Source organism: Desulfobulbus elongatus DSM 2908 (genome assembly GCF_000621145.1).
Taxonomy (GTDB): Bacteria; Desulfobacterota; Desulfobulbia; order Desulfobulbales; family Desulfobulbaceae; genus Desulfobulbus; species Desulfobulbus elongatus.
On sequence record NZ_JHZB01000001.1, the window covers coordinates 93,553 to 108,520 of the forward strand.

Below are 14,968 nucleotides of genomic sequence, written 5' to 3' on the forward strand. Positions count from 1 at the left end.
CAAACAACGGAGGGAAACAACGGGGTGCGGGGTTCCGGCCAAGGCTGTTTCGGCGTCCTGCTCCTCTCTTTCCGCCGTAGCATACACCTCGGCAAAGGGGTAACTAATCGTGGCTCAACCGTTTTGTCAATCCTCAATTTGCCAAAATCCGGTACGATGCCATCCCTCCGGCCCCGAATGGCAGGAAAGAGTGGCCCCGGCCCTGAAACCGGGGTATCTTCTTCCGGACGGACCGCGCCCCGGCGGCCCGGGCATTGCCTCTTTCCTCTTTCCTTTTTCCGACGTGCGATTCCATGACACCTGCAACCGGACACCATTGGCTGAAGATCACCCTGTTCTGCCCGCTTCCTCTGCTGGAACCGGCCACCGACCTCATGGCCGTGCTCAGCGGTGCCGGCGTGGAGCAGAGCCCGGAGACTGAAGCCGGCGCCCTGATCAGCGGTTTTTTCCAACTGGGAACGACAAGCGGCATCCACGCCCCCGCAGAAGAAACGGATACCCTTCTGGCCCGGGTCGAGAGTGAGATGGCCGAGCTGTTCGCCCTGTACGGCCGCGTTCCGGAAAAAGCGACCGTCACCTTGCTCGCCGACCAGGACTGGGCCACCTGCTGGCAGCAGTACTTCAAGCCCGTCGAGATCGTCCCCGGCCTGGTGATCAGACCGTCTTGGGAGCAATATCGGCCGGAGGCGGGCCAGGCGGTCATCGAGATGGATCCGGGCATGGCCTTCGGCACCGGCCAGCACGCCTCGACCCGGATGGCCCTGGAATTGATCAGAAGGTGCATGGTCGCCGGCTCCTGCCGGGAGGTGCTGGATGTCGGCACCGGCACCGGCATCCTGGCCATGGCCGCCGCCCTGTTCGGCGCCGAACGGGTGGTGGCCATCGACAATGATCCGGACGCGGTGGCGGTGGCGCGGGAAAATGTCGCCAAGAACGGGCTGGCCGGCACGATAGAAGTCAGCGCCACGCCGGTGGCACAGATTCGGGGCCCTTTTCCCCTGGTCTGCGCCAATATCGTCCACGACGTGCTGGTAGCCATGGCCGGCACTCTGGCGGGCCTGACCATGCCGGGGGGATCGCTGGTGCTGGCCGGTATCCTCAGCGGCGATCAGGAAAAGAGCATCGTCCGCATCTACCGCAATTTCGGCGTGCAGCCGCTCGACCGGCTGCATCAGGAGGAATGGGCGGCATTGCTGCTGCTGCGGGATTGAGGCCGCATCCCCGTCGGAGCGGCCGCAGACGCGAGTGCGCCACCTCCGCTTCCGCGGAATGATGGCGCACTCTTAAAAAAAACGGGATGACAGCCCGATCAAACGATTCAGGCTCTGTTGCTGAACGTGCCGGAACCGCCGTTCTGGGTAAAAACCGCCTCGCCACCGCGCTCTTCTTCCATGCCCATCAGGGCCATGGCGAGATACTGCTCGGCAGCGGCAGCCATCGCCGCATCGCTCCCTTCCGCTCCGGAAGCCGATCCCTGCGGACGGTTGGCCTCCATGGCGGCCACCGCCTCGTCGGTGCTGAACGAGCCGTCGCCGTCGGCATCGTAGGTGCTCATGAACTCATCTGCCGTGAGCGAGGAACCGGTGGCGTTGTTGACGATGTCGACCAATCCGGCGGCCTCGTCGGCGCTGATGATCCCGTCGCCGTTGGTGTCGGCTGAGTCGACCATGTCGGACTCAGCCGACCCTTGCATGCCGCCCATGCCGCCCGGAGGGGGAGGTGGCGCCCCCTGCGGACGGTTGGCTTCCAGGGCGGCAACCGTCTCTTCCTCGCTCAGGGTGCCGTCGCCGTCTCCATCGTAGGTTGCCAGAAACTCGGAAAGATCGACGGACACGCCGGTGGCCTCGCTGATCTTTTCGGTGAGAGTCTGCACCTCGGTCGAATCGAGACCGCCGCTGCCGTCCGCATCCGCCTTGGTGAAAAGCGCCCCCAAATCGGGTTTTTCCTTGGCCGAGGTCTGCTCCGTCCTGTCCGATCCATCCCGCATACGCATGGTGGACAGCGACCCCATGGAGTAACTGCTGGAACTGATACCGCTGATCGACATACTGATCCTCCTTCACACTGTTGAGCCGGCATCCCTGCTCCCAAATGGCCTCATGCCGTGGAGGGGAAGGGGCATTGCCCCCTGCCCGTTGCGGTACAGGGGTACTCCTCCTATCGTCCTGAAAAGAGGGGCGCTTTATGGCGATTGGGTCACCTGGAGGTAACGGCTGGTCACACAACGTTTCCCTGCTGCCGGTTCCGTCGCCGATTGCCCCATGGATTGCCCGTGTGGGCCGGGGGTCGCTTGCCGGGACGATCCGCATTGGTCCCTATCGCTGGTTCCGCACCCGACGCGGCGATAGTCTGACGACCCGATGAAAGTATCGGTACATCAGAGAGTTTTGGCCGTTAATTTTGCGAAAAAAATTGTTAATTTTTGTAAATTGCCTCTATGGAGCGCCTCCGAGGATTTAAGGTGGGGGACAGTTTCCGCGCCACTTCCCCTGCAACCATTGCCGTGCCATGCGAATTCTGCTCATTGACGACGACACCGAACTCTGCGACCTGCTGACCGAATATCTGACCCAGGAGGGGTGCACGGTTTCGACCTGCCACGACGGCCGGCAAGGCCTCACCGCAGCCCTTGCCGGACACCACGATTTTGTCATTCTGGATGTCATGCTGCCCGGCTGCAACGGCATCGATCTGCTGCGGCAGCTCCGCCGCCTGTCGACGGTTCCGGTCCTGATGCTGACCGCCCGCGGCGATGCCGTCGACCGGATTGTCGGCCTGGAAATGGGGGCCGACGATTACTTGCCCAAACCCTTCGATCCCCGTGAACTGGTGGCCCGGATCCGCGCCATCCAGCGGCGCGGCGAAAACGGATTCGGCACCCGGCAGGCCGTTCCCGGCAAGCTGACCGCCGACGACCTGCTCATCGACCTCGGCACCCGGACCGTGTTCCGGAACAGCGATATGGTCCCGCTGACCGCGGTCGAATTCTCTCTGCTGCACGCCCTGGTCAAGCGCATCGGCCAGGTGGTCAACCGGGAGGAACTGGCCCAGGAGGTGCTCGGCCGGAAACTGGAAATGTTCGACCGCAGCATCGATGTCCACATCAGCAGCCTGCGCCGGAAGCTGGGCCATAACGTCAACGGCATCGAACGGATCAAAACCGTGCGTAGCGTCGGCTACATGTACAGCCGCATCTGAACCGCGAGGCTCCATCACCCATGCGCGGCATCTTTCCCCGGCTCCTGCTCAGCTTTTCCCTGACCTTCCTGCTGGCCGGCCTGCTCAGCGGCCTGGTCGTGTTCTCTTTTTCTCGGCTGTCGGTGGAGTCGTTCCGCAACGATTTTCGCAAGGCCCTGCACGCCAATCTCGCCCGCTCCGTCGTGCTGATGGGGCAGGCCGCGCAGATGATGCGCCAACTCAGGGGGGACCGGGCCTTTGCCGACTACGTCGCCGACATCGAATCCTCGATGCGGACCCGGCTCTATCTCGTCCTGGACAACACGGTCCTGCCGGCGACCTCGGACCCGCAGATCCTCGGTCTGGCAGCCCGCACCGGCGCGGCAACCGCGCCCATTCTCGAAGAAGACGAGGGCCAGTTGATCGTGGCGCAGCGGCTGGCCACCCCGGAGGGGCTCACCTTCACGGTGATCGGGCTGCACCAGTTGGGGCCACCCCCCGGCATGACCGGCCCTCCCCCGTTTCCGGGAAAATTCGGCCCCGGTCCGCCGCCGTTTCCTCCCCCCGAACAAGAGGGGCTGCTCGCCCTGTTCGGCCGCACGCTGGGCCTGCGTTTCCTCGTCTTTCTGCCCGTGGCCGGACTCATCTGCCTGCTCCTGGCCCGGTCGTTCAGCGCGCCGCTCGACCGCCTGCGCCGGACAAGTCGCCAGATCGCCGCCGGCGACCTCTCGGCCAGGGTCGGCACCAGTTTGGGCAAGCCCGGCAACGAGATCGGCGACCTGGGCCGGGATTTCGATCTCATGGCCGAGCGGATGGAGGGGCTGGTCAACGGCCAGAAGCGGCTGCTGCTCGACATTTCGCACGAACTGCGCTCGCCCTTGGCCCGGCTCAACCTGACCCTCGAACTGACCAAAAAGCGGTGCGCCGACGATGACGGCAACCTGGCCCGGATCGGCCGCGAATCGGTGCGGTTGAACGAACTGATCGGCCAACTGCTCACCCTGGCCCGCAGCGAAACCGCGGCCATCGACGCCGATGCGCCGGCGGTCGACCTGGTTGCATTGCTTCAGGAAATCGGCGCCGACGTCGACTTTGAAACCCGCGGCCAAGGCAAGGGTGTCCGGCTGCTCGACTGCGAGGCCGTGACCGTGACCGGATCGCGGGAACTGCTCCGGCAGGCCATCGAAAACATCGTCCGCAACGGTGCCTACTACACCCGTAGCGGCAGCCCGGTGGAGGTTCGCCTGTCCTCCCGGCGCGACGAATCCGGCGCGCGCATGGCCGTCATCCGTGTCCGGGATTACGGTCCCGGCGTGCCGGAGGACAAACTGCCCCACCTCACCGAGCCCTTTTTCCGGGTGGCCGAAGCCCGTGACCGCACCAGCGGCGGCGTCGGGCTGGGGCTGGCCATTGCCCAACAGGTGGTGCACCAGCACGGCGGTTTGCTCCGATTTGCCAACACTCTCGAACGAGAGGGCCTGGAGGTCGAAATCGAGCTGCCAGCCAGAGATGCGGCAGCGGCACACGGCGCGCATCCTGCTGACCGCCCTGCGGACGGTGCCGGGCCGCGCACAAGTTTTTCTTGACGGCCCACAGACTCTGTGCTAATTAGCCAATCTCGAAATGGCCCTGGATGCAGCGATCCGGCCATTTTTCCGTGAGCACCATTCCTCGGTAGCTCAGTTGGTAGAGCAGGCGGCTGTTAACCGCCTTGTCGGGGGTTCGAGTCCCTCCCGGGGAGCCAAATACATCCAACCCTGTTGGCAAATGAAGCCCGTGAGTCCACGACTCACGGGCTTTTGTTGTTCCAGGTGGCAGCCCTCCCGATCCGACCAGGGCCACCTGTCAGAAAGAATGAAGAATGGACAAATTGTGCCGCATACGCTATGGTGGCCGCCCAGTCCGTGACCATGGGCCGGTTTCCGGCCCGTTTTTTTTGGATGCCCCGCGCGGCGGTCCCAGCAACCCTGCGGGCATCTTCTGAACGTTCCCCCGTTACCAGCAGCCCCGCCATGAGCAGTCAGCATCTCAAGGAAATACAGAAACGACGCACCTTCGGCATCATCAGCCATCCCGACGCCGGCAAGACCACGCTCACCGAAAAGCTGCTGCTCTTCGGCGGAGCCATCCAGATGGCCGGCGCGGTCAAGTCCCGCAAGACGGCCATGCACGCCACCAGCGACTGGATGGCCATCGAGCGCGAGCGCGGCATCTCGGTGACCACCTCGGTGATGAAGTTCAACTATCGCGACTATGAGATCAACCTGCTCGACACCCCCGGCCACCAGGATTTCTCCGAGGACACCTACCGGGTGCTGACCGCCGTGGACTCGGCCCTGATGGTGATCGACAGCGCCAAGGGCGTCGAGGCCCAGACCACCAAGCTGATGGAGGTCTGCCGGATGCGCAACACCCCGATCATCACCTTCATCAACAAGCTCGACCGCGACGGCCTGGAGCCGCTCGACATCCTCTCCGACATCGAGGACAAACTGCAGATCGAGTGCGCGCCGCTGTCCTGGCCCATCGGCATGGGCAAGGGCTTCAAGGGCGTCTACGACCTGCACCGGCAGCAGATCACCTTGTTCACGCCCAGCCAGGACACCCGCCCCGAGGACAGCCTCGTGGTCAGGGACCTGAACGACCCGATGCTCGACCAGCTTTTGGGCGGCTATGCCGCCGACAAGCTGCGTGAGGACATCGACCTCCTCCATGGCGCGGCCAATCCCTTCGAATACGAACATTACCTCAAGGCCGGCCAGACGCCGGTGTTCTTCGGCAGCGCCATCAACAACTTCGGCGTGCGCGAGCTGCTCGACGCCTTTGTCGAACTCTCCCCGCCGCCCGGCCCGCGCGCCACCACCACCCGCATGGTCCATCCCGAGGAGGATGCCTTCAGCGGCTTCACCTTCAAAATCCAGGCGAACATGGACCCGGCCCACCGCGACCGCATCGCCTTCTTCCGCATCTGCTCGGGCAAGTTCACCAGGGGCATGAAGGTGATGCACCACCGGCTGGGCAAGGAGGTGAACCTGAGCAACGCCACCGTGTTCATGGCCCAGGAGCGCTCGCACGTGGACGAGGCCTATCCCGGCGACATCATCGGCATCCACAACCACGGCACCATCAAGATCGGCGACACCTTCACCGACAGGGAAGAGCTCAAGTTCACCGGCATCCCCAACTTCGCGCCCGAGCATTTCCGCCGGGTGGTCCTGAAAAACCCGCTCAAGATGAAGCAGTTGCAAAAGGGCCTCCTGCAGATGGCGGAAGAAGGCGCGGTGCAGGTCTTCCGGCCGCTGATGGGCAACGACTACATCCTCGGCGCGGTGGGCGTACTCCAGTTCGAGGTGACCATGACCCGGCTCAAGGACGAATACGGCGTGGACGCCACCTACGAACCGCTCAGCTACACCCTGGCCCGCTGGGTGAGCTGCGACAACAAGCAGCAGATGCGCGAATTCGAAAAGAAAAACCAGTTCAACCTGGCCTTCGACGCCGAAGGCCACCTGACCTACCTGGCCGAGGGCAGTTGGCGGCTTGCCCATACCCAGGACCTGTTTCCCGAGGTGGTGTTCCACAAAACGCGGGAATCGGTGTGAGCGTCATGCAGGCGGTTGTGCAGGAAGAACGGACGGGCTGCGGCATCGCCAGCGTGGCGGCCATCGCCGGTGTTTCGTACGGCGAAGCGGCCGCGCTGGCCGCCTCCCTCGGCATCCATGCAAGCGACGCATCGCTCTGGTCCGACCCAGCCTCTGTCCGCAGGTTGCTCGCCGCCTACGGCCTGGCGGCCTGGCCAAGGGAAATCCCGTTTTCCTCGTGGCAGGAGCTGCCGGATTACGCCCTGCTCGCCATCAAATGGCGATTGCTCGCGGGAAAACCGCATTGGCATTGGGTGGTGTTCGTTCGTGATCGCCAAGGCACGCGGGTGTTGGATTCGAAAGCGGACCTGAAACGCCATTGCCGCCGCGATTTTGGCCGCATGCACCCCAAATGGTTCATCCCCGTCCAAGAACTGGCGCCTGCCATGCCACCGCACCGCCCGTGGGACGCACGCACGGTGGCATGATCCTGCTGATCCATCCGCCGGTGGCCAAGCCGGGCGAGCCGCCGGCCGGCATCGCCTCCCTGGCCGGCAGCCTGCGCGCCCGCGGCATTGACTGCGACCCGCTCGACGCCAATCTGGAGGGCCTGCTGTTTCTTCTCGACCGGGATGCCGCTACGCCAAGCGATGCCTGGTCGAAACGGGCTCTGCGCCATCGGCAGGCCAATCTGACCGCGCTGCGTTCGTCCGCACTTTACCGGAACCCGGACCGCTACCAGCGGGCAGTGCGCGACCTCAACCGCGCCCTGGAAGTGGCGGCGCGCGACCAACCGAACCTCGCCCTCAGCCTGAGCAACTACCAGGACGACACCAACCCGCTGGCCAGCGACGACCTGCTGCGGGCAGCGGCACAGCCCGAGCGCAACCCGTTCTTTGCCTGGATGGAGACGCGCCTTTCGGCCCTGCTGGCGGAGCGGCGCCCCCAATGGGTGGGGATTTCGCTCTGTTATCTCAGCCAGGCGGTCTGCACCTTTGCCCTGCTCGGTTTTCTCAAGAGCCGCTGGCCCGGACTCAGGCTCATCCTCGGCGGCGGGCTGCTCACCTCCTGGATGAGCCATCCGGGGTGGCGCGATCCCTTTGCCGGTCTGGTCGACCACTGCATCGCCGGGCCGGGGGAAGAACCGCTGCTGCGCCTGCTGGGCGATGACCAACCCGCCCCGGATGCGGCCCCCGACTATGACGGCCTGCCGCTGGCCGACTACCTCTCCCCCGGCCCGGTCCTGCCCTATGCGGCCTCGCGCGGCTGCTACTGGAACCGGTGCGGCTTCTGCCCGGAAACAGCGGAGCAGAGCCGCTACCGCCCGGTGGCCCCGGCCACGGTCCTCGACCATCTCAGCGAGTTGCGCCCCCGCATCCGGCCGGTGCTGCTCCACCTGCTCGACAATGCGGTCAGCCCAGTGCTCATGCGCGCCCTCTGCGACCAGCCGCCCGGTGTGCCCTGGTACGGTTTTGTCCGTTTCCACGAACAGTTGGCCGACAGCGACTTCTGCCGGTGCTTGCGCGCCTCCGGCTGCGTACTGCTCAAACTCGGCCTGGAGTCGGGCAGCCAGGCGGTGCTCGACACCATGGACAAGGGCGTCCGCCTGGAACTGGCGAGGCGCGTGCTCGACGCCCTGCGCCGGGCCGGCATCGCCACCTACGTCTACCTGCTCTTCGGCACACCCTCGGAGTCGCCCATCGAGGCGCGCCAGACCATGGATTTCGTCCTGCGCCATCATCAGGCCATCACCTTCCTCAACCTGGCCATCTTCAACATGCCGATCGCCGGCAAAGAAGCCGGGCAATTGCCGGGCCACGGGTTCTCCCAGGGCGATCTGTCGCTCTACCTGGATTTCGTCCACCCCCGCGGCTGGGACCGGCGGGCGGTGCGCACCTTCCTCGACCGCGAATTCAGGCGCCAGCCGCAGATCGCCGCCATCCTCCGCCGCGATCCGCCTTTTTTCACCTCCAACCATGCCCCGTTTTTCGGTGGCCTCCACCTCGATCCGCCCGAGCGGACAGCAGGAAAAGAAAGGCGTCCCACCCACTTTGGAGCGGAAAAAAATCCTCTTTAATGCTAGGTTGACGGCGATAGCAAGCCGTCGCCGGCTCGCCGCCCCGTTCCACCAAATGCCTGCCGTAGCGGGCGTTGCTCTCTTGAAAGGAAAAATCCCATGGCTCTCGTCACGCAACTCCACCGCCAGGTCAAGCCCGACTTCGCCTACTGTTTCAACATCGAATCCAGCCGCGCACTCACGCCTGCGGAAACCGAGCGGCTGCGGCTGATCCTGGCCGACGGCTTTCTCATCGACACCGTCACCTTCGAACCCGCCCTCGCCGGCGAGCGGGTGGTCGAGGTCGGCCCCCGGCTCAACTTCGCCACCGCCTGGTCGTCGAACCTGGTGTCCATCTGCCGGGCGGTCGGTCTGGACGCGGTCAGCCGGGTGGAACGGTCCCGCCGCTATCTCGTGCCCGAAGGGGAAGACATCGGGGCCTTTATCGCCAAGCGCCACGACCGCATGACCGAATGCGTCTACCCGGCACCGCTGACCACCTTCGAGACCGGCATCGTGCCCGAGCCGGTCTACGAGGTCGACCTCAAGAGCAAGGGGCCGGACGGCCTGCTCGACATCCCCGGCATCTCCATGGACCAGTGGGACCGGGAGCTGTACCACGACTACTTCGTCAGGCGCTGCGGCCGCAACCCGACCATCGTCGAGATCATGGATCTCAACAACGCCAACTCCGAACACTCGCGCCACGGCTTCTTCCGCGGCAAGCAGGTGATCGACGGCCAACCCTGCGACACGCCCCTGTTCAAGGTGGTCACCGACACCCTGGCCGCCAACCCCAAGGGCAGCAAGGTGGCCTTCAAGGACAACTCCAGCGTCATCGAGGGCGCCCCCCTGACCACGTTGCTGCCCGAACAGCCCGGCCAGCCTTCCGCTCTGCGCGAGGCCACGGTCTGCTACCATCCGCTGCTCACCGCCGAGACCCACAATTTCCCCACCGGCGTCGCCCCCTTTCCCGGCGCCGAAACCGGTACCGGCGGCCGCATCCGCGACGTCCAGGGCACCGGCCGCGGCGGCCTGGTCATGGCCGGCACCGCCGGCTACTGCGTGGCCAATCTGCACATCCCCGACTATCCGCTGGACTGGGAGAACAGCTACGCCTGTCCGGACAGCCTGGCGCCGGCGCTCACCATCGAGATCGAGGCCAGCAACGGCGCCTCGGACTACGGCAACAAATTCGGCGAGCCGCTGATCCAGGGCTTCACCCGTAGCTTCGACCTGCGCCTGGAAAACGGCGAGCGCTGGGGCTTCCTCAAGCCGATCATGTTCACCGGCGGCATCGGCCAGATCGACGACCGGCACACCGAGAAGAAGAAGGCGGTCAAGGGCATGCTCATCGTCCAGGTGGGCGGCCCGGCCTACCGGGTCGGCTTCGGCGGCGGCGCGGCCTCGTCGATGATGCAGGGCGAGAACGAATCCAAACTCGATTTCGACGCGGTCCAGCGCGGCGACGCCGAGATGGAGCAGAAGATGAACCGGGTGATCCGCGCCTGCAACGAGATGGGGAGCTTAAGCCTGATCGACGTCATCCACGACCAGGGCGCCGGCGGGCCGGCCAACGTGCTCAAGGAACTGGTCGAGCATGCCGGCGGCCGGGTGGAGATCCGCAACATCCGGGTGGGCGATCCGACCATGTCGGTCCTGGAGATCTACGTGGCCGAATACCAGGAACGGGTGGGCCTTTTGATCAGCCCCGAGAATATCGGGCGCTTCCAAGAGATCTGCGAACGGGAGAAGGTGGCCTGCGAGATTTTGGGCGAGGTCACCGGCGACCTGCGCTTCGTTGTCCACGACAACCAGGACAACACCACGCCGGTGGACATCGAGATCCCGGAGCTGCTCGGTAAGATTCCGCAGAAAACCTTCACCGACAGTCGCACCTGTCCCGCCCTGTCCCCCTTTGTCCCGCCCAAGGGCATGGGCGTGCGCGAGGCCCTGAACCGGGTGCTGCGGCTGGTGTCGGTGGGCTCCAAACGATTCCTCACCAACAAGGTCGACCGGGCGGTCACCGGCCTGATCGCCCAGCAGCAGTGCTGCGGCCCGCTGCAACTGACCGTCGGCGACGTGGCCGTGGTGGCGCAGAGCCATTTCGGCCACACCGGCATTGCCACGGCCATCGGCGAACAGCCGATCAAGATGCTGGTCGATCCCGCGGCCGGGGCGCGGATGGCGGTGGGCGAGGCCCTGACCAACCTGGTCTGGGCGCGGATCAGGGATCTGGAGCAGGTCAAGTGCTCGGCCAACTGGATGTGGGCGCCGAAGCTGCCCGGCGAGGGCGCCGCCCTGCGCGACGCCGTCGAGGCCATGGCAACGGCGATGATCGCCGTGGGCATCGCGGTGGACGGCGGCAAGGACAGCCTGTCCATGGCTGCCAAGGTGGGTGACGAGGTGGTCAAGTCGCCGCGCGAATTGGTGGTTTCCGTGTACGCGGCCATGGACGACATCCGCAGGAAGGTCACCCCGGACATCAAGGAGCCCGGTTCCGCCCTGCTGCTGGTCGATCTTTCCGGCGGCAAGAACCGCCTGGGCGGCAGCGCCCTGGCCCAGACCTGCGGCCGGATCGGCGACGAGGTCCCGGACATGGACGACCCGGTCCTGGTCAAGCGGGCCTTTGGCGCCGTGCAGTATCTGATCGAGAAAGGGATGATTCTCGCCGGCCACGACCGCAGCGACGGCGGCCTGATCACCACGGTGCTGGAGATGGCCTTTGCCGGCAACTGCGGCCTCAACCTGGCGCTCAGCGGCACGACTTCGCCGCTGGAAAGCCTGTTCGCCGAGGAACTGGGCCTGGTGGTCGAATGCCGCTGGAGCCATCTGGCCGAGGTCAAGCAGCGGTTCGACCAGGCCAGAATTCCCTGCCTGGTGCTGGGCTCCAGCGTGGCCAGAAAGGCGGTCATCATCCAGTACAACGGCCATCTGGTGCTGGACGACTCGATGATTCTCCTGCGCCAGTGGTGGGAGGAAACCAGCTACCAGCTGGAGCGGCTCCAGGTCGATCCCGACTGCGCCGATGCGGAAAAATTCAACATCTTCGACCGCAAGGGGCCGGAATACACTCTCGGCTTCACACCCGAGGCCACGGCGCCGGCCATCCTGCAGAAAAAGGACAAGCCCAAAGTGATCATCCTTCGCGACGAGGGTTCCAACTCCGACCGGGAGATGAGTTCCGCCTTCTACTCCGCCGGATTCGAGCCCTGGGACGTGACCATGACCGACCTGCTGGCCGGCCGGATCGACCTGGCCCGATTCCGGGGCATCGCGGCGGTGGGCGGTTTTTCCTACGCCGACGTGCCGGAGAGCGCCAAGGGCTGGGCCGCGACCATCCGCTTCAACGAGCGGCTTCAGGCCCAGTTCCACGAGTTCTACAACCGGCCGGACACCTTCACCCTGGGCATCTGCAATGGCTGCCAGCTGTTCGGCCTGCTCGGCTGGGTGCCCTGGCAGGGCATCGAGGCAGAGCGGCAGCCCCGCTTCATCCACAATGCAAGCGGCCGCTTCGAATCCCGCTGGGTCACGGTCAAGGTTCTGCCGAGCAAGGCGATCATGCTTCAGGGCATGGAAGACCTGGTCTTCGGCATCCATGTCGATCACGGCGAGGGCTTTCTGCACTTTCCGGATGCAGCCATCCGGGACCGGGTCTGGAACGAGCAGATGGCCGCGGTGGTCTTTGTCGACGACGAGGGCCAGCCCACCGAGGCCTATCCCTTTAACCCCAACGGCTCGCCCGGCGGCCTCACCGGCATCTGTTCGCCCGACGGCCGCCACCTGGCGATGATGCCCCATCCCGAGCGGGCCTTCCTGCCCTGGCAGTGCCACTGGCTGCCCGAAGCGATGCAGGCGATGCCGGTCAGCCCCTGGCTGCGGATGTTCCAGAACGCCTATCGGTGGTGCATGGGCTGAGCGGGGAGGTCACTTCGTCCGCGACGTCATTCCATTTCCACTGCAGCAACAAAAACTGCGCTGTACCGGCCTGGCATCCGGGCCTCGCCTCGGAAGGCCAAGATTGTCGCGACACTGTCACGACAATCTTTAGTCAAACAACTCAAGCGATTCTGGTGCGACCAATTTGCGCGGTCGACCGGATTTGCGACAACCCGTCAGGCGAGACAATCGACAGTTTTTTTCAGCGGAAAGGGCTTTTGCCGATTGCGTTGTCGGGTCGACAAAGGTAAGTGCAATGGTTGACCAGATCGCCCCGTTTCCTTTTATCCAGGAGCATCCATGCGCCAGCCTGCCCTCGCCGTTGTTTTCGTCCTGATTCTCGCCCTCGCCGGTTGCGGAACCCCGAGCCGGGAAGCCGCAGGTCATCGACCCGGCGGCCCGCAGCCGTTCGAGCTGACCGTACTGCACATCAACGACCACCATTCCCATCTCGATCCGGAGCCGGCCACCCTGCAACTGGCCACCGGCGACGGCAGGCGCGAACCGGTGACCGTGGAGCGGGGCGGCTTCGCCAGGGTGGTCGGGGCAATCAGGGACTTGGAAAAAGAATCCTCCCATGTGGTCAAAATCCACAGCGGCGATGCCAGCACCGGCGACCTCTATTATACCCTCACCGAGGGCAGGGCGGATGCCGAACTCATGAACGCGGTCTGCTTCGATGCGTTCACCCTGGGCAATCATGAATTCGACAATACCGACGCCGGCATCAAAAGACTGATAGGATTTCTCCACGAAGATAAGTGCAAAACCCCGGTGCTGAGCGCCAATGTCCGTTTCGGCGCCTCCTCGCCGATGCACGGCACCGTGCCCCCGGAGACGGTTCTCCCCTCCGTGGTGCTTGAGCGCGGCGGCCAGAAGATCGGGATCATCGGGCTGACCGTGGCCGGCAAATCCAAGAACTCCTCCCAACCCGATCCCGATACCGTTCTGCTCGACGAGGCGACCATGGCCCAGGCGGAGATCGACCGCCTCCGAAGCCAGGGCATCGACAAGATCATTCTCTCGACCCACATCGGTTACCGGGCCGATCAGGCGCTGGTCAGGGAACTGAGCGGCGTCGACGTGGTGATCGGAGGAGATTCCCATTCCCTGCTCGGGCCCGACAATCTGAAGGAATACGGCATGACCCCGGAAGGACCGTATCCAACCCGGAGCACGGACCGGGACGGCAAGCCGGTGTGCATTGGTCAGGCCTGGCAGTACGGCTACGTGGTCGGCGAGATGCGGGTGCGCTTCGATGCGGCCGGTGAGGTCAGCGATTGCACCGGAACTCCCTGGGTACTGCTCGGCGACCGGTTCAGCCGCGGTGACCAGCCGCTCAATGCGGCGGAGACCGCCGCCGTGCGCGCCGACATCGATGCCGGCAAAGTCCTGCGGATAACCGCCCCGGACCCGCAGGCCGAAGCCATCCTCGCTCCCTATGCGAAGCAGAAAGAGGCGATGGGCGCCACCGTGGTGGCCACCGCCACGGACAACCTCTGTCTGCGGCGGGTGCCGGGCAACCAGCGCGACACCTCCCGCTCTTCCCTCGGCGATGCCTGCAACGCCAACGAACGGGTCAACGCCCATGGCGGCGATATCCAGCAGATTGTCGCCGAGGCCTTCCTGCAACAGGGCAAGGCGTTCTTCGGTGCCGATCTCTCCATTCAGAACGGCGGCGGTGTCCGGATCGATCTTCCCAAGGGGCCTGTCACGATCAAGGACGTGTACACGGTCCTGCCGTTCAAGAACACCCTGGTGCAGCTCAACGCCACCGGCGCCGAGGTCAAGGCTGCCCTCGAGGATGCGGTGGAAGGCGTGGCCGGACCGGCGGGCAATACCGGCTGCTATCCCTACACCGGCGGACTCCGCTGGCGGCTCGATCTGACCAAGCCCAAGGGTGCGCGTCTCTCCCACCTGGAAATCCGGGCGGCTGACGGCAGCTACCGGCCCTTTGACCTCAACGCGACCTACAAGGTGGTCACCATTTCCTTCCTTGCCGACGGCGGCGATTCCTTCGCCAGCCTGAAAAACATCACCGGTGAGCGGCGGGTCGAGGTGGGGCTCGATTATGCCGAGGCCTTTCTCAAATACCTCGAAAAACTGCCCGGTGAGCACAAGGTGCTGCGGCCGTTGCCGGTCAGGGAGTACAGCACCCAGCGGTTTGTCGACAGCCTCTGAAGAACGTGCCCGCGAGGGGCGGGCTGTTGTTTCC

At 64.9% G+C, this 14,968-nt stretch carries 9 protein-coding genes and 1 tRNA gene; 9 read left to right on the top strand and 1 reads right to left on the bottom strand.

The annotated features are described in order from the left end of the window. Nucleotides 1-293 precede the first annotated feature (293 nt). A complete protein-coding gene (locus Q362_RS0100470; protein ID WP_028317060.1) occupies nt 294-1,211 on the top strand; it encodes a 50S ribosomal protein L11 methyltransferase in 918 nt (305 codons plus the stop codon). A 107-nt stretch (nt 1,212-1,318) separates the two neighbouring features. Here the strand turns inward: Q362_RS0100470 and Q362_RS0100475 are convergent, their stop codons facing one another. Continuing rightward, nucleotides 1,319-2,047: an EF-hand domain-containing protein gene (locus Q362_RS0100475; protein ID WP_028317061.1), complete on the bottom strand. Its 729-nt coding sequence runs from the start codon at nt 2,045-2,047 to the stop codon at nt 1,319-1,321. A gap of 461 nt (nt 2,048-2,508) precedes the next feature. Here Q362_RS0100475 and Q362_RS0100480 point away from each other — a divergent pair, with 461 nt between their 5' ends. The 8 genes from Q362_RS0100480 to Q362_RS0100515 all read left to right on the top strand — a co-directional run bounded on the left by Q362_RS0100480 (nt 2,509) and on the right by Q362_RS0100515 (nt 14,934). Then, nucleotides 2,509-3,198: a response regulator transcription factor gene (locus tag Q362_RS0100480; protein WP_028317062.1), complete on the top strand. Its 690-nt coding sequence runs from the start codon at nt 2,509-2,511 to the stop codon at nt 3,196-3,198. A 20-nt stretch (nt 3,199-3,218) separates the two neighbouring features. Continuing rightward, on the top strand, nt 3,219-4,763 hold the full coding sequence (locus Q362_RS21805) for a sensor histidine kinase (protein ID WP_051553405.1): 1,545 nt from the start codon (nt 3,219-3,221) through the stop codon (nt 4,761-4,763). 82 nt (nt 4,764-4,845) lie between these two features. Next, nucleotides 4,846-4,921 (top strand) — tRNA-Asn (locus tag Q362_RS0100490). 268 nt (nt 4,922-5,189) lie between these two features. Beyond that, nucleotides 5,190-6,779 (top strand): peptide chain release factor 3, encoded by a 1,590-nt coding sequence (locus Q362_RS0100495; RefSeq protein ID WP_028317063.1) that lies wholly within the window; start codon nt 5,190-5,192, stop codon nt 6,777-6,779. A 5-nt stretch (nt 6,780-6,784) separates the two neighbouring features. Beyond that, complete coding sequence (locus Q362_RS18475; RefSeq protein WP_051553425.1) at nt 6,785-7,246, top strand: hypothetical protein; 462 nt, start codon at nt 6,785-6,787, stop codon at nt 7,244-7,246. Continuing rightward, nucleotides 7,243-8,835 carry a B12-binding domain-containing radical SAM protein gene (locus tag Q362_RS18480; RefSeq protein WP_211248420.1) on the top strand — a complete coding sequence of 531 codons (1,593 nt, stop codon included), beginning with the start codon at nt 7,243-7,245 and terminating at the stop codon, nt 8,833-8,835. The genes Q362_RS18475 and Q362_RS18480 overlap by 4 nt, the downstream gene beginning before the upstream one ends. Before the next feature lie 99 nt (nt 8,836-8,934). Further along, a complete protein-coding gene (gene purL / locus Q362_RS0100510; protein WP_028317064.1) occupies nt 8,935-12,732 on the top strand; it encodes a phosphoribosylformylglycinamidine synthase in 3,798 nt (1,265 codons plus the stop codon). 321 nt (nt 12,733-13,053) lie between these two features. Then, nucleotides 13,054-14,934 (top strand): bifunctional metallophosphatase/5'-nucleotidase, encoded by a 1,881-nt coding sequence (locus Q362_RS0100515; RefSeq protein ID WP_028317065.1) that lies wholly within the window; start codon nt 13,054-13,056, stop codon nt 14,932-14,934. Nucleotides 14,935-14,968 lie beyond the last annotated feature (34 nt).